We start from the raw sequence: 15,854 nt of genomic DNA, 5'->3' as shown, positions 1-15,854 counted from the left end.
AGAACAGGTCATGAACAATCAGGAATGGATCGTGAGTTATGAGGAGTTTGTCCGAGAAACAATGATGGAAAGCAAGGTGCCTGGAGCTGCAATAGGAGTGGCCAAAAACGGACAGCTCGTTTATGCCAAAGGCTTCGGCTATCGTGATGCCGAGCAATGTCAGGTAGCGACAGTTGATACGATATTCGGAATCGCTTCGATTACGAAATCGTTCACCGCTATTGCGATCATGCAGCTACAGGAAGCCGGAAAACTGACGGTTGCAGATCCTGTTTCCCGCTTTTTGCCAGAGTTTCATGTGAAAACGGGAAGTGGAACGGAAGCAATCACCATTCACAACTTTCTAACCCATTCCTCCGGTTTGCCGCCATTATCTTGCGTCGATGAAGCACTCAAGCATGGAATGAACACCTATGAGGAATTGATGACCTATCTGGCACAACTGGAATTTACTTTATTGGGCGCACCAGGTACGGAGTTCAGTTATTCCAATGATTGCTATACGCTACTGGGAGCAATTGTTGAGCGGGCAAGCGGCAAGCCATATTCGACGTACATGAAGGAGCATATCCTTCAACCAGCGGGAATGCAGCATAGTTGCTTTTCTTTGGTGGAGTTGCACGGGTACGAGGATAGGACACCGCTATTTGAGACACCGCCGTTTCAATCATCCGGCGGATTAAAATCAACGCTCACCGACATGATGAGATACACCGAGCTGTTTCGAACGAAAGGTTTGATTGGCAAGGAACGAATTCTTCGCACGGAAAGTGTGCAGCAGATGACCACCCCTTATTTCCGATGCGAACATAACCAATATTACGGGTATGGTGTAGCGATTACACCCAATTTCTACGGTGCTTTGATGCTGGGCCATAGCGGCAGAGAGAAAGGGATCCAAGCCTACATGAGCATCATCCCCGAGAACGGATTGGCTGCCGTGGCGCTCACCAATCTCAGCGGTTCGCCGGCTGCCGCATTGGCACATGGCACGTTTCACTGTATCGAGAATCGTCCTGCGAAATCAACGCATGTCACGTATAAGGAATATGACCTCCCGACAGATCGTCTGCTTGAATATGCGGGCGAGTACGGCTCTATGGAAGGTATTCATCTACAGGTAAGCGTGGATGCAGGCACGCTGATCGTAACGGTCGATCATTCGGACTCATTCTCTTTAAAAGCTATCGACGAAGACGTTTTTCTCACGAACGTTGAAGGGTCGGATCAAACCGTACGCTTTATACGAGACGGAAGTCAAACGGTCATTCGCATGATGGGCTCCTATCGCCAAATTCCCAAGCGAGTTTAGCCGTAAGCAATGAATACGCATTCTGGAAGAGAGGAGTGAACGAATCATGAAACAGTATTTGTTAAATCGGATGCTATCAGGAGTGATTGTCCTCCTCGGCATTTCCATCTTTTCGTTTGCGCTCGTTCATTTTATTCCTGGAGATCCGGTACGGATCATGTTAGGGGAAAAGGCTACAAAAGCACAAGTGGAACAGTTACGTGAACAAATGGGGCTAAATCAGCCCCTTCCTCATCAGTACCTGACCTACATGGAAAAAGTCATCCAAGGGGATTTCGGGACTTCCTTACAAACAGAAAGACCTGTCATCGTGGAAATTATGGAACGGTTTCCGGTAACGGCCAAGCTAGCCTTCGCTGGGATTGGCATCGCGGTCGCGATTGGCTTAGCGATGGGAATTATCGCTGCGAAATACAAAAATACGCTCGTGGACTTTATGCTGATGGCGGTAGCTTCGATCGGATTATCGCTGCCGAGCTTCTGGCTGGGGTTAATCGTAATCATGTTTTTTTCCGTTCAATTAGGCTGGTTTCCAATCGCGGGCGGTACGGGATGGAAGGATCTTGTTTTGCCTGCTTGTACCTTGGGCATTTTGTCTTCCGCGATGATCAGTCGCCTGACGCGTTCCGGTATGGTCGAAGTGCTTTCCCATGATTACATTCGAACGGCACGGGCCAAGGGATTGAGAGAGTCGATCATCCTATTCCGACACGCCTTGTGCAATGTCATGATTCCTGTTGTTACGGTGGTAGGCTTGCAAATCGCGACTCTGCTGGGCGGGGCGGTGATAATCGAACAAGTGTTCAACTGGCCTGGAATCGGCACATTGGCTATCCGTGCGATTTCAGCCCGTGATTTTCCGATGATTCAGGGCATTGTGCTGCTTATGGGCTTTGTCTATGTCTTGGTAAATATGATGGTCGACCTCCTCTATGGTTTGATTGATCCGCGTGTCGACCTCATTACGGAAAAGGAGGGGCGGTAACTTGAATGAGGTGAGCAAAACCGTCGCGCCGCAAGCCAAGTCCCCGATTTTTCCCAAGCTTGCCTTTTGGGGAAAAATCAAGAAACAACGAGCAGCAAAACTAAGCTTGGTGGTGCTTTTACTCATTTCTGCGATCGGAATCGTCGGGCCTTGGATCGCTCCTTATGACCCTACTGAAAGTAATTACGAAGCCTTTTTGCAAGGCCCGTCTGCCAAGCATGTTCTCGGAACGGATGCGATCGGCCGCGATTTGTTTTCCCGTATTTTATACGGAACGCGCGTTACGCTTGTGGTTGCTGTCATGGCGGTCGGCATCACAGTATCGGCAGGAACGATGATTGGTGTCATCAGTGCGTATGTGGGAGGATTTATTGATCACCTGCTCATGCGGATTATGGATATTTTGCTCGCCTTGCCGGGGATCATTTTGGCCTTGGCCATTGTCGCGGCGCTTGGACCGAGTCAAACCAATGCGATGATCGCAATCGGTATTTCTTCGATTCCCAGCTTTGCTCGTCTGATCAGGGCAGCGACGCTCGTGATCATGTCTTCTGGATATGTGGAAGCCAGCAGATCGATCGGGACGCCGAGTTGGTGGATCATTCTTTTCCAGGTTCTCCCCAATATTACGAATGTATTGTTCGTTTACATGACACTGTTCGTGGGGGGAGCGATTCTTGATACGGCTGCGTTGGGCTTTATCGGCTTGGGCGCGCAGCCGCCGACTCCCGAATGGGGGACCATGTTGAACGAAGGAAAAGATTATTTGTCCGATGCCTGGTGGCTTGCGACATACCCGGGATTGGCCATCACCATTGTCGTGTTGGCAGTAAACCGACTGGGAGATGCCTTGCGTGATATTTTTGATCCTCGTACGCAAAAGTAAAAGGGCAATAAGAGGATTGGAGAGGGGACTCCATTTATGGACAATGTATTGGAAGTGACAGGGCTGACAACCCGGTTCACGAAAGAGTCGGGTACGATTACGGTTGTTGATCAGCTTGATTTACATGTGAAAAAAGGGGAGACGCTGGGAATTGTCGGAGAGTCGGGGTGCGGCAAGAGCGTCACTTCGCTCTCGCTCATGCGACTGTTGGACAATACGGCCACTTTGACTGGAAGCATTCGATTCAACGGGAAGGAAGTGCTTGCGATGAGTGAAGCCGAGATGCGCAGTCTCAGAGGCAAGGAAATGGCGATGATTTTTCAGGAACCGATGCATTCGTTAAATCCGGTGTTGAAGATCGGCCGACAAATCAGTGAGGTACTGCACGAGCATGAGGGTGAAAGCAAAGCGGCGGTAAAGCAACGGGTACTGGATTTGCTTACCTTGGTGGGCATCTCCCGAGCGGAAGAGATTTACAGGGATTACCCGCATCGTTTGTCAGGAGGAATGAGGCAGCGGGTGATGATTGCCATGGCGATCGCATGCAATCCGTCATTACTGATCGCTGATGAACCGACGACCGCATTGGATGTGACAATTCAAGCGCAAATCTTGAATCTGATCAAAAAAATCAGAAGGGATATCGGCATGTCAGTGATCATGATTACGCATGATTTAGGGGTGGTCGCTGAAGTATGCGACCGCGTCATGGTGATGTATGCGGGACAAGCGATTGAAACAGCGGACGTACGCTCGTTGCTGCGCAATCCGAAGCACCCTTACACCGTAGGTTTGCTCCAATCGACACCAAGGAAACGCGCAAAGAGGCTTCACAGCATAGAAGGCAGTGTGCCGACACCGGAAAACAAACCCAATGGATGCCGTTTTGCCCCGCGATGCGATAGAGTGATGGCGATATGTTGGGAGCGAAACCCTGTGCTCCATCCAGTGGATCAGCATTCTTCTTGTCGATGCTGGTTATTTACCCAAGACAAGGATTATGAACAGGAAAGCTCGGTGGTAGGTGGATGACGACTCCAATCCTGGAAGTGAAAGGGCTACGCAAGCTGTTTCGCATGAAAAAAGGGTGGTTTCAACAACCGCATTATGTTCATGCTCTAAACGGGATTGATGTGAGCGTCTATGAAGGAGAAACGCTGGGGATTGTCGGGGAGTCAGGCTGCGGAAAGTCTACATTGGGAAAATGTATTCTGCGTTTGCTGGATCCAGTCCAAGGCGAAATTCGTTTTCAAGGTAACGAAATAGGAAAAATGAACAAAAATGAAATGCGTGCAGTAAGGCGAAATATGCAAATGGTTTTTCAAAATCCATTTGAAACATTGAACCCGAAACTAACGATCGGGCACATCTTGACAGAGCCGCTGATTTCGCACTGTATTCCCCGAGAGCAGCGACAAGCGCTACTGGAAGAAACGATTGAGATTGTCGGCATGAGCAAGCAGCATCTATCTCGCTATCCTCACGAATTTTCCGGAGGGCAAAGACAACGAATTGGCATCGCCCGTGCCCTGATTCTTCGGCCAAAGCTGATTATCGCAGATGAGCCTGTCTCCGCCCTAGATGTGTCGATTCAATCGCAAATCCTTAATTTGCTGCAGGATTTGCAAGAACAATTTTCCTTGACCTATGTCTTCATTTCGCATGATTTGAGCGTAGTTGAGCACATTGCCGATAAAGTGGCGGTCATGTATTTAGGTGAAATCATCGAGTATGCTGAGAAAGAGAAGCTGTTTGAACGACCGCTGCATCCCTATACACAAGCATTACTTTCAGCCAAACCCATTACCGATCCTGATGATACGCGCGAGCAAATTGTGTTGACGGGCGATCTCCCGTCTCCGTCTAATCCGCCGGAGGGATGTAAATTCCATCCGCGCTGCCGTTCTAGAATGGAAATATGCAAAGTCGAGTTGCCAAAGCTGTGTGAAATAGAAGGGCAATCAGTCGCTTGTCATCTCTATCAATCATTTCCCGCAATCGATCCTTCTTAAAGCAAGGTGACTGCTCCATAATCCTGGAACTTTTTTGCACGGTACATCGGATAAAAGGAGGAGTGAAATGTTTGATCTTGGGATCCCGTTTAAAAAAATGAATGGCTGTGGCAACGACTTTATTGTAGTAGACAATCGCGATGGCATGTTGAACGAGGTTGCGCTTTCAGCCTTTGTCCAAAATGTATGCAGGCGGGGCACTTCAATCGGTGCGGATGGGTTCATGCTGCTGGAGAACTCCAACATCGCCGATTTTAAGATGAGGTATTTTAACGCAGATGGCAGTGAAGGAGAAATGTGTGGCAACGGTGCAAGGTGCATGTCGCGCTTTGCTTACCACATCGGAGCAGCCAAGGCGAAGATGAGTTTCGAAACGATGGCCGGCATCTATCAGGCAGAGCTGAATCAGAACGGCGTGAATGTCAAGTTCCCCGACGTTCAATTGCAAGCGCTGAAGCTGAATCAACCATATGAGTGGGACGGACCAAGCGGCGTCTACCATTACGGTGTTGTCGGAGTTCCCCACACGGTCTGGTTTGTCGAAAATGTTTTCGCGATAGCGGACGACCAGCTCAGAGAATGGGGACGAATGGTCAGAAATGATCAGCAGCAGTTTCCCAATGGTACGAATGTAAATTTTGTGGAACTGATTGATAGGCAAACGCTTAGCATCAGAACCTATGAGCGCGGAGTAGAGGCAGAGACCTACGCGTGCGGTTCCGGATCGACTGCTGCAGCAATCATTGCCGGTATTTTAGGACATGTAGACACCTCTGTGAACCTGCTCACTCGAGGGGGACCCCTTAAAATTTCTTACCATCTCACAGATTATGCTGCCGAATCCGTTTACTTGGAAGGCAACTCGAAGCTGGTAGCAGAAGGACATTTGTTGCCCGATGCATGGACATGAGAACGCCACACAATATCATCCATGTGGAACAGTCGATCACGGGAAGATACTTGAAGTAATCCATCAAATCCACTTTCGTTGCATGGAGCACGATAATGAAATAGCCGTACCTCATAAAACAGCTCACTCAATGGCATCTATCGCCAATGAAGTGAGCTGTTTTTACACTAGGAATAAGACACAAGATGACATATTTAAAAGTCTAAAATGGGTGGTAGATCAACGAAAGGAGAACTATTTATGAAGCGAAAAATCATTTTAGATTTAGCCGTTACTTTAGATGGTTTTATTGAAGGGAAAAATGGGGAAGTTGATTGGTGCATAATGGACGACGAAATGGGGTTTGTTCATTTCTTACATCAAATCGACACTATTCTTTATGGAAGAAAAAGTTATGATTTATGGGGACAATTTACGCCAGAAATAGAACATACGGATACGGAAAAAGAGATTTGGGCATTGGTTCATAGTAAAGAAAAATATGTGTTTTCCAAGACACAAAAAGGGACTGATCATAAAGCAATATTCATCAACGATCATATTCTTGAAGTAGTCAATCAATTAAAGAACATGCCTGGCAAAGACATCTGGCTATATGGTGGAGCCAGTCTTATTACAACTTTTATCAATTTAGGGCTTGTCGATGAATTTCGATTATCTGTTCTCCCTGTTATTTTGGGAGAAGGAAAACCGTTGTTTATAGATATAAAACAGAGGTTGAATTTGAGTTTGGTGAATACAAAAACGTTCTCCTCTGGCGTTGTGCAACTCATCTATCATTTGAATGGGAAATCATATACTGGATAGATATTTCAATCAAAACAGCGGTGAGTCCAAGACTGCATTTTCAGGTCTTGAGTCGCCGCTGTTTTATTTTTCAGAGTCAGTCCAAAGCCAATTTTTATGGGGCTGGAGGTTACATTATTCACTTCATCACTTTGTAGTTATATAACCAAATGGTAATATAATTACCAATAACAGTAAATTTGAAGTCTCGGAGGGATTGTATGGACGGAAAGATTATACAGATGGATGGACGCCGTGTCGTTAGCTTCGAGCGTTATTTGAACCATCCGGTAGAAAAAGTATGGAGAGCGATCACGAGCCCAGAGCAACTTGCCAAATGGCTAACCGTGCAGACTGAGTTGGATTTGAATGTGGACGGCAAACTTGCATTTCGGTGGGAGAATGGAGATCTCGTACATGGCCATTTCACCAAAGTCGATCCCCCTTACGAGTTGGAGTACACATGGCTAGAGCAAACATCGGGACACTCTATAGTGCGATGGAGTCTAAAGGAAGAAGGGGAAGGGTGCCTTCTACATCTCACACACACATTTAACGGACCCGCTATTGTTCCCGATTTTTTGGCGGGCTGGCATGTGCATCTTGATGTGCTGGATATCGTCCTTCATGAACAGTTTCGCCAGTTTCCTTGGGAACGCATGAAGGAAATACGCGAGAAATATGCTTCTAATTCTAATTTAAGTTGAATGGGGTGAAGCATTGACTTTACTGAAATATTACTTGGAGCATGGGCTTACTTAAGGATTTGTCCCACGGCATGATTTGGAGATACCGATGACAGAGCAGTACGCAAAAAGAACGGCCAACTTCATGAAATTACAACAATAAAAGCAGGGATTACAATGAAAACCATGAATATATTTGAAATTTTGGCTGAGCCGCACAGACGGACTATGCTTGATTTCCTGCGTATCCGTGATCGCTCAGTTGGTGAGCTCGTAGACAAGTGTCAGTTAAGTCAACCGGGTGTTTCCAAACATTTGCGAATCATGCGGGAAGCTGGTTTGGTTACTGTGCGATCGGTTGCGCAAAAAAGCATCTATTCGATACGGCCGGAACCTCTCCAAGAGGTCGATCAATGGCTGGAGTCATATCGTCACTTCTGGTCGAGCAAGCTGGATGAGCTTGAGACATTTCTTGACCACACGGAAGAATAAATAAGCGAAGACAGTTTGAAACCTTGAATAGCCCACCCCTCCTGTTACGGAGAGCATAGTGGGCTATTTGTGCAGTCCGTTCGTTTGAACTGGAAGCATGAAGACAACTGGCTGTATACCATGGACAACCGAGTTCAATCGTTCTATATGGCGTACGGATTGAAGAATAGACGGGGATCGTGGTAGAATTTGTCACGAGATTGCCTCTTTTGACTAATTGTACTGGAGTTGAGATAAGACCATGAAAACGGAAATCATGAATAGATTCATCTCTTACGCACAAGTTGATACACAATCCGATGAGAACAGCGAAACTTGCCCCTCTACACCAGGGCAGCTAGTGCTTGCCCAAATGCTCGTAGACGAGCTGAAAGCCATAGGTATGCAGGAAGTTACGATGGATTCGAACGGTTATGTAATGGCGACCCTACCGTCCAATACAGACAAAGAAATTCCAACAATCGGTTTTCTTGCTCATATGGATACGGCCACCGATTTTACCGGCGCTGGCGTGAAGCCGCAAGTCATTGAAAATTATAACGGACAAGACATTGTCTTGAATGAAGTACTGAATATTGTCCTTACACCGCGCGAGTTTTCAGAGCTGGCTGGCTACAAAGGCCATACCTTAATCACGACAGATGGTACCACATTACTTGGCGCGGATGATAAAGCCGGTATTGCCGAAATCATGACCGCTATGGCTTATCTGATTCGACATCCAGAACGAAAACACGGGAAAGTAAGAGTAGCTTTTACCCCTGATGAAGAAATCGGCAGAGGCCCAGACAAGTTTGATGTGTCCGCATTCGACGCAGTATATGCTTACACGATGGATGGTGGCCCTCTTGGCGGGATCGAGTACGAGAGCTTTAATGCTGCATCAGCGATCATTACCTGTAAAGGGAAGAATGTTCACCCCGGCTCAGCCAAAGGTAAAATGGTCAACGCTGCTAAAATAGCTATGGAGCTGCATGGAAGGCTGCCAGCTAATGAAACTCCTGAGGAGACGGAGGGTTACGAAGGCTTCTATCATCTGTTTTCCATTCAAGGTGACGTCGAACAAACTCAGCTTCGTTATTTGATCCGGGATCACGATTGTAATCGGTTTCAGGAAAGAAAGTCCGAACTGACTCGTATTGTGGAAGAATTACAGAAAAAATACGGAGAGAAGCGAATTGAGCTCGAAATCAAAGACGAATACTTCAATATGCGGGAAAAGATTGAGCCTGTAATGGAAGTAGTGGACATCGCTACACAAGCACTAGAAAACCTCGGAATCGTGCCGATTATTCAGCCGATTCGCGGTGGCACGGATGGCTCCCAGCTATCCTACATGGGATTGCCAACACCGAATGTTTTCACAGGCGGAGAAAACTACCACGGACGGTTCGAGTATGTTTCCGTTGACAATATGGTGAAGGCTGTAAAAACCATCATCGAGATTGTTAAGCTGTATGAGCAAAGATCCTGAAGACGGCTATCCTTCATGTGTAGCATTTTTACGTGGATGTCCTAGGGGTAGAAATTGCATAGGGGATGTTATCAGGAGGGAACTCTCACGATGAAGAAACAAAAAATTGTAGTGGTTGGTGCTGGTATTGTTGGTGCATCCATGGCCTATTATTTATCAAAGCAGAATCAGAATGTCACTTTACTAGAGACGAATTCAACTGCTGCATGTGAAGTCACTAATAAATCTTTCGCTTGGATTAATCCATCGGGCCGGGTATTAGAAAATTTTCGACATTTGTATGATGCATCGATAGCCGAATATCATGAATTAGAAAAAGAGATACCTGATCTAGAAATAAAATGGGATGGATCACTGACTTGGGAAACCCCTACAGATTATGACGAGTCTCGTAAACAACCATTAAAACGGCAGCAAATCATAGAATTAGAACCGAATCTAAAGGAATACCCCGAGGAAGCTTATTATGCGAACGAAGAAGGCGCACTAGATCCAATTTTGACTACAAAACTTTTAGTGAAAAAAGCAGAAGAAAATGGAGCGAACATACTGTTTGATACAAAAGTGATGCAAATAATCACAGAGGGTTCTAAGGTTGTTGGGGTAAACACCTCCCATGGTTTAATAGAATCAGATGTGATTGTATTAGCAACTGGCACAGCTATATCCGAACTCTGTCAGCCAGTAGGCTTCAATGTTCCTGTCGCTCCTTCGCCTTCTATACTGATCCGAATGAAATCGAAAGAAAAGCTGATCCACACCTTAGTTTCAAATTCTATGTTTGAAGCGAGACAACTAACCGATGATACGTTACTAGCAGCGGAAGATTATATCGATGAGTCTGAACAAAATGGACCAGAGGCAGTTGGAAAGCGGGCGTTTGAAATTCTACGGCACAATTTAAAAGGAGGAGAAAAGTTGGAGCTGGAAAGCATCACAGTAGGCTTGCGACCCATGCCTGAAGACGGTTACCCCATTGTGGGATTTCATGACCAAATAAAGGGTCTTTATCTGACCGTTATGCATTCAGCTGTTACACTAGCTCCCATCATTAGCCGCTTAGCTGCGAAGGAGATAATAAACAACGTACAGATGAAAGAATTAGAGTGCTGTCGACTAATCCGATTTTCTCGTGAAATAGATTAATTGAAAGACACCTTTCGTTCAGAGATTACCTTCGCGAACAGCCAGATATATGTAAAGAAATACGGAGAATGAAAGAGGAAGCTAGCGAGCAAAGGGCGGATTCTAGTAGAGACGATTCGCCCTTTGTCATGAGTTATTTTAATCTCTTCACCATGTAACTCCATTTTTTCTCTTTGAATAAAATATGTGATAGGAAGCTGCTTTCTCGCAATTGCGTATGGAACGATAATCGCTGGTAAAGCTGCTCTGCCCGGGGGTTTTTGCCTGCGACGTACAAGCTTAACTTGTCTAGGCTAGGTTGTGTTTGTGCGAAATTCTGCGCCCACTGCAATAGCAGGTTTCCAATTCCTTTGCCTTGATGATCCGGATGGACAACAACGTCTGTAATATAACATTCTCCAGCCTCTGGTTTATGGTCTAAGAAAGATAACCCGATGAACATTTTCAGGAGATTCCATTTTCCAAAACGATGGAAGTTCTTCCATCCAGGAAATGTTTTCATGCTAGTAGATTCGGTCTTCCACTTGATGGATATCGTCCCGATAACTTCTCCCTCTTGTAGCGCGACCATTCGTTGACTTGCAGGATCTGAAGGAACATGATCCAATAACTTTTCGAAAAAAAGGGCGAGATCGCCATCATTGAGCTTCGTAAGGGTTTGGAATTTCCCACGAAACCCGTGAACAAGAAGTTGACCAATCTGTTGATTGAACATAGAATGCATAGGTTCTATCGTAATTGGTGATACAGTCATGATCGGGTTCCCCTTTCGAAATGGGTAGTCGGTTCGATCATAGCTTGTAGTTCATAATGCAGCTGGCTTTGACTAAATAGGGATAAGTAAGATCTTTCAATGAGAATCAAGGGTCCCTGTATAACATGAGACTGAGCTGCGGCATAGGTGTAAAACTGTTCAATCACTTGTTCAAGCTCATCCTCTTCATGGACTAGCCTCTGGGTAGACAGATAGTTGCCGCTGGGTATTGAAAAATCGCCAGGCGCTTCTGTTTCCGTGTATAACGTAAGGGTACTGGAACCATCCTCGATAAAATGAATGTCCGATTCGAACAAGTTCGGGACTGACTTGGCCTGTTCAGCTAACAGTTTGGCGTTTAGCGTCATTTGTGAACTCATTTCGATCCACCGTGCCAAATAAGTGGTTTCACGCCACTTTATTTGGTAGGGATTCGTGTGAGATTGAAAATTCTTTTGTTCATGCAAAACCTTTGTTATGAATTGCTGAAGCTCTTGAAGGCGAAGCAACTCTTTATTTATTTCTCTCAAAGAACGATTGAGTAGCTGCCCGTATTGATCAGCAGAATAGGAAGTCATGCATTCTTTAATCGACTGGACAGGCACTCCCAATTTGCGAAGCAACAGAATATGGGCTAGCTGGTAAACTTGATCCATGCTATACATTCGATACTGATTGTTATCTACGTAAGCAGGTAGAAGAACCCCTTTCTCTTCAAAATAACGAATCTGATGAACAGACACATTCATAAGCTTAGCTAATTCGCTAATGGTGATTTCACTCTTCATAAACGTTACTCCCTTAGGATGTGGTAGAATATCTTAACCATACACCTTAGGTCAGACCTAAGGTCAAGAGGTACGTTCAAAGGTAGACTCTTTTTTAGATGCTCTCGATACCACGGGATATTGACACATCCATGTCTTTGGAGATATTGTAGATATAATAAATCTACAATGGATTTTAATGACAGGAGGCCGATGAGTATGGCGAATATTTGGAATGAGCGCTTTCATTCGGAAGAATATTATTATGGGGAAGAACCTAACGTTTTTATTCAACAACAAGCTTTTCGGTTAGAACAAGGACAAAAAGTGATCGCGTTTGCAGAGGGTGAAGGCCGGAATGCAGTTTTTTTAGCAAAAAGAAATCTTGAAGTGACAGCCATTGACTATGCGGAGAGCGGATTGCAAAAAACGAAAAAACTGGCTCGGAAGCATTCCGTTGACGTACAAACCCAAAAAATTGACCTTTTGGAAGAGGATGTGCCGAGCGAACAGTATGATACCGCGATTATGGTATATGGACATTTTCATAAAAATGCTCAGACGATGGTTCTGAATAAAATGAAAAAGGCAATAAAGCCCAAAGGAATTCTCATGCTTGAGGTATTCTCGGAGAAACAATTAAAGTATGGTACAGGCGGCCCCCAGGAACTTGACATGCTTTATGATCCAAAAGAAATTCTTGCTTGGTGCAAAGGTCATGAGGTGATCCATTTCTTCTATGGCGAACAAGAGCGTGTGGCAGGAAAGGCGCACACCGGATTAGCCCATGTCATTCAACTGGTAGTAAGAAAATGATGGGTATCTGCCCCAATCTCTTTATCCTAATTTTCTTCAATCCGCAGCTTCTTACCAAGTACCGTACCGTCCACACAAATCTTGCATTTTAAATGTTATCAACTCAAAAACCTCTTTCTAAGCTCAAGTTACAATCATCTGACCATTCAGGCGGGAGCAAAGATAACTTGTCACACCTTTCGAAGACTTAATATGCCTATAATGACTTCTTCTAATATTACTTGATCTTAGGTCTGACCTAAGGTGTATGGTTGGAGATATTCACTATGAAATCTTTTCAAGAGGAGAAGGGTAGATGAAAAAGAAAATAATGATTTCCATGATGATCATCGTCCTGCTATTTGGCGGTGCAGGACTATACATATGGGAGCAAAACAGCTTTGATATGATTGAGCAAGCCGTTGAAATCCAGACATCTGAAGGCAAATTGACCGGTACGTTCGTACTGCCTAAAAACTACACGAACAAATTGGGCTTAGTCTTGTTTATACATGGTGATGGACCTATTGATGCCACGCATGATGATGGCTATAAGCCGCTATTTGAGCGGTTAGCCTCTCTTGGTTACGCCTCCTTGTCCCTTAATAAGAGAGGAATGAACGGTTCCGAGGGCAATTGGTTACATCAGAGTATAGATGACCGCGTGGAAGAAGCGCGTGAGGCTATTGCTTGGGCAAAAGAGCAGCCAATGATTGACGAGAAACAAATTGGGGTTTGGGGAGCAAGCCAGGCAGGATGGGTCATTCCAAAGCTCGCCAAGAAGGAACCGCTCGCATTCAGCCTTCTTCTATCGCCCGCCATTAATTGGGTAAGTCAAGGGCAATACCATACACGCAAAAAAATGGTGATAGACGGGTACTCAGAAGCGGAAATTCAAGACAAAGAGGCGTATGACTTGCAAGTACTCACCCTTTTGGAAAAACAGGTCTCCTATGAGGAGTATGTAAAAACCGCTCGCGAAAATAATTTGATGTCAAAAGAAAGATGGACATTTGTGAGCAAAAATTTCTTGTCAGATGCCACTGATGACCTTCGAAATTTCAATTCGCCTGTGCTTCTGCTTCTGGGGGAAGAAGATATACATGTCGATGTGAAGGATACAGAAAGGGTATATCGCGATATCGTAAAACCTGAGCTGCTGACCGTATCGGTCTTCCCTGACGCTGATCACTCCATGTTAAGCAAGCAAACGGCTAATTCAAATATACGTGCAGTCCTCATTAGTCTTTTCGCTCCCAGACAAATTACGATACCGGGTTATATGGATGCAATCGATCAATTTCTAAAGAAACTTCCGAAGCATACATAATGGCGGAAGAACTATTCGATGAGTCTAAACAATGAAGGTGATGCATTCCAATGGTGTTTTGTTGTTGACCTTCACACTATATCAAGGTAAAGAATGTGCTTCACATAAGTCTAACGTATAAGGAAGTGAACATAATGACAAATCCAGTAAGAAGTGCGCCTGTATTTTCACAAACGATCACTGACTTTTGGCGGGAGCAATTTTTGAACGGTGACGTCCTCTATAGTGATGACTCTTTTACTGTTGCCATAAACCCTGCACTTGACGAAGATAGTCGGGTCATGGTGTTGGAAACCTCCGACGGACGTGTTATGGCGGTCTTGACGCCTGCGCTGGCTGATAAGATAGGCCTCTCTCCACGACAATCCTTGTCTGAGTCGATCTTTCGCCAGAAATTGAATGAAGCGGGCGTCACACTGCATGGCGCAGACTATCTTTTTTATTTTTCAAAAGCCGATAAGAACGTATTGCTGCAAGAAAACCTCGAAGGTGACTTACGCCGGTTAACCGTGCATGATGAGGCGGTTTTCTCCGAGTTCGCATCCTCCGCCTCGGAACAAGATTTGGATGACGCTTATGTGGAATTGGATCATTGGGCGGTGTTCGGGTCTTTTGAGCAAAATCGCTTAGTCAGCGCTTCCAGTATGTATCCATGGGAGGAGGATGCGCAAATTGCGGATCTTGGGGTACTGACGCTGACATCCTTTAGAGGAAAAGGTCACGCCCGCAAAGTGGTTCGTTCTATCTGCAAATACGCCTATGGTCAGGGATACGAACCGCAGTATCGATGCCAACTCGATAACCATACGTCTACGGCTTTGGCGAAAGCAGCGGGTTTCACGCTGTTTGGAAAATGGGAAGTGATTTCTCCCGACTGCATGGAATGAGAGTCCCATGTCTCGTCTCATATTGATTGAATCATTCATTTGCTCAGATGGCAGAGACATTATTACGAAGAAAATGGGGGCTTACTTGCTTTGACTGTGATAGCACCAACCGGAGCAACGGCTGCAAGCGTCGCCCCTGCGGTTGCGGATAGCCAAGGATTGGAGAAAATCGCGGCAGAAGCAATAGGCAAAACGATAACGGTCAAACTACCAAAGGAGGGGTCTTTCGCTGTATATGATAAGGAAGGCGAATACCCTCTCAACTATTCCATCGTCAGTGGCAACAACAAAGTGACTCTGCCGAAGAGCGGAACAATGGTATTCACCGGTGCTCCAGGCTCGGAATTTCAAGTAACAATCAAGTAAGCCAGTTACGCCCAAAAAGCCCACACATTCCGTTACGCGGATAATAGTGGGCTTTTTGTGATGGATCGAATAGAAGGCGAACAATGGAGTTTGACAAGATCATAATCTACACGGTCCATGCATACGTTAGAATCAACCTTTCGGAAATGAAAGAGTTCATATATTTTAATCCTCAGGAGGAAAAAACAAAAAGATGTTGATTTCTCTTGTTAACTGCTATATAAATTAATTAGAAGTATTATTATGTAATACTTAATTTAAATGAC

18 protein-coding genes are annotated in these 15,854 nt (G+C 45.3%); 16 read left to right on the top strand and 2 right to left on the bottom strand.

Annotated elements, in window-relative coordinates; translation table 11 throughout:
* Positions 1-10 precede the first annotated feature (10 nt).
* From HP399_RS16100 to HP399_RS31165, 12 genes are all read left to right on the top strand, one after another.
* Positions 11-1,312: a serine hydrolase domain-containing protein gene (locus tag HP399_RS16100; RefSeq protein ID WP_173617560.1), complete on the top strand. Its 1,302-nt coding sequence runs from the start codon at positions 11-13 to the stop codon at positions 1,310-1,312.
* A 46-nt stretch (positions 1,313-1,358) separates the two neighbouring features.
* On the top strand, positions 1,359-2,297 hold the full coding sequence (gene nikB, locus HP399_RS16095; RefSeq protein WP_173617559.1) for a nickel ABC transporter permease: 939 nt from the start codon (positions 1,359-1,361) through the stop codon (positions 2,295-2,297).
* A 1-nt stretch (position 2,298) separates the two neighbouring features.
* Positions 2,299-3,183 (top strand): ABC transporter permease, encoded by an 885-nt coding sequence (locus HP399_RS16090; protein WP_173617558.1) that lies wholly within the window; start codon positions 2,299-2,301, stop codon positions 3,181-3,183.
* A gap of 36 nt (positions 3,184-3,219) precedes the next feature.
* The gene (locus tag HP399_RS16085) at positions 3,220-4,215 is read left to right on the top strand and encodes an ABC transporter ATP-binding protein (protein WP_173617557.1); all 996 of its coding nucleotides are present in this window, start codon (positions 3,220-3,222) and stop codon (positions 4,213-4,215) included.
* On the top strand, positions 4,212-5,195 hold the full coding sequence (locus tag HP399_RS16080; RefSeq protein ID WP_173617556.1) for an ABC transporter ATP-binding protein: 984 nt from the start codon (positions 4,212-4,214) through the stop codon (positions 5,193-5,195). Before HP399_RS16085 ends, HP399_RS16080 begins: the two co-directional genes overlap by 4 nt.
* Positions 5,196-5,262: 67 nt before the next feature.
* Complete coding sequence (dapF, locus tag HP399_RS16075; protein ID WP_173617555.1) at positions 5,263-6,105, top strand: diaminopimelate epimerase; 843 nt, start codon at positions 5,263-5,265, stop codon at positions 6,103-6,105.
* Between the two features lie 240 nt (positions 6,106-6,345).
* Complete coding sequence (locus tag HP399_RS16070; RefSeq protein ID WP_173617554.1) at positions 6,346-6,912, top strand: dihydrofolate reductase family protein; 567 nt, start codon at positions 6,346-6,348, stop codon at positions 6,910-6,912.
* Between the two features lie 200 nt (positions 6,913-7,112).
* Positions 7,113-7,598, top strand: a complete 486-nt coding sequence (locus tag HP399_RS16065) for an SRPBCC family protein (protein WP_173617553.1) — start codon at positions 7,113-7,115, stop codon at positions 7,596-7,598.
* Between the two features lie 156 nt (positions 7,599-7,754).
* Positions 7,755-8,069, top strand: coding sequence for an ArsR/SmtB family transcription factor (locus HP399_RS16060; protein ID WP_173617552.1), 315 nt, complete (start codon positions 7,755-7,757; stop codon positions 8,067-8,069).
* A 241-nt stretch (positions 8,070-8,310) separates the two neighbouring features.
* Positions 8,311-9,543, top strand: a complete 1,233-nt coding sequence (gene pepT, locus HP399_RS16055; protein WP_173617551.1) for a peptidase T — start codon at positions 8,311-8,313, stop codon at positions 9,541-9,543.
* Positions 9,544-9,633: 90 nt separating this feature from the next.
* Complete coding sequence (locus HP399_RS16050; RefSeq protein ID WP_173617550.1) at positions 9,634-10,689, top strand: NAD(P)/FAD-dependent oxidoreductase; 1,056 nt, start codon at positions 9,634-9,636, stop codon at positions 10,687-10,689.
* Positions 10,689-10,847, top strand: a complete 159-nt coding sequence (locus HP399_RS31165) for a GrpB family protein (RefSeq protein WP_173617980.1) — start codon at positions 10,689-10,691, stop codon at positions 10,845-10,847. Before HP399_RS16050 ends, HP399_RS31165 begins: the two co-directional genes overlap by 1 nt.
* Here the strand turns inward: HP399_RS31165 and HP399_RS16045 are convergent.
* Positions 10,823-11,443: a GNAT family N-acetyltransferase gene (locus tag HP399_RS16045; RefSeq protein ID WP_173617549.1), complete on the bottom strand. Its 621-nt coding sequence runs from the start codon at positions 11,441-11,443 to the stop codon at positions 10,823-10,825. The genes HP399_RS31165 and HP399_RS16045 overlap by 25 nt on opposite strands.
* Entirely contained in the window at positions 11,440-12,231 is a 792-nt protein-coding gene (locus HP399_RS16040) for a MerR family transcriptional regulator (protein WP_173617548.1), read from the bottom strand. The genes HP399_RS16045 and HP399_RS16040 overlap by 4 nt, the downstream gene beginning before the upstream one ends.
* A gap of 198 nt (positions 12,232-12,429) precedes the next feature.
* On the opposite strand from HP399_RS16040, the gene HP399_RS16035 reads away from it, so the two are divergent.
* From HP399_RS16035 to HP399_RS16020, 4 genes are all read left to right on the top strand, one after another.
* Positions 12,430-13,026, top strand: coding sequence for a class I SAM-dependent methyltransferase (locus HP399_RS16035; RefSeq protein ID WP_173617979.1), 597 nt, complete (start codon positions 12,430-12,432; stop codon positions 13,024-13,026).
* A 295-nt stretch (positions 13,027-13,321) separates the two neighbouring features.
* A complete protein-coding gene (locus HP399_RS16030) occupies positions 13,322-14,335 on the top strand; it encodes an alpha/beta hydrolase family protein (protein WP_173617547.1) in 1,014 nt (337 codons plus the stop codon).
* Between the two features lie 134 nt (positions 14,336-14,469).
* Complete coding sequence (locus tag HP399_RS16025; protein ID WP_173617546.1) at positions 14,470-15,222, top strand: GNAT family N-acetyltransferase; 753 nt, start codon at positions 14,470-14,472, stop codon at positions 15,220-15,222.
* 90 nt (positions 15,223-15,312) lie between these two features.
* Complete coding sequence (locus tag HP399_RS16020; protein ID WP_173617545.1) at positions 15,313-15,588, top strand: hypothetical protein; 276 nt, start codon at positions 15,313-15,315, stop codon at positions 15,586-15,588.
* The last annotated feature ends 266 nt before the right edge of the window (positions 15,589-15,854 follow it).

Origin of the sequence: Brevibacillus sp. DP1.3A (genome assembly GCF_013284245.2) — a bacterium.
In the GTDB taxonomy this organism is placed as follows: Bacteria; Bacillota; Bacilli; order Brevibacillales; family Brevibacillaceae; genus Brevibacillus.
Note: the sequence above shows the minus strand (reverse complement) of the source record. Positions and strands in the feature narration are given on the sequence as shown.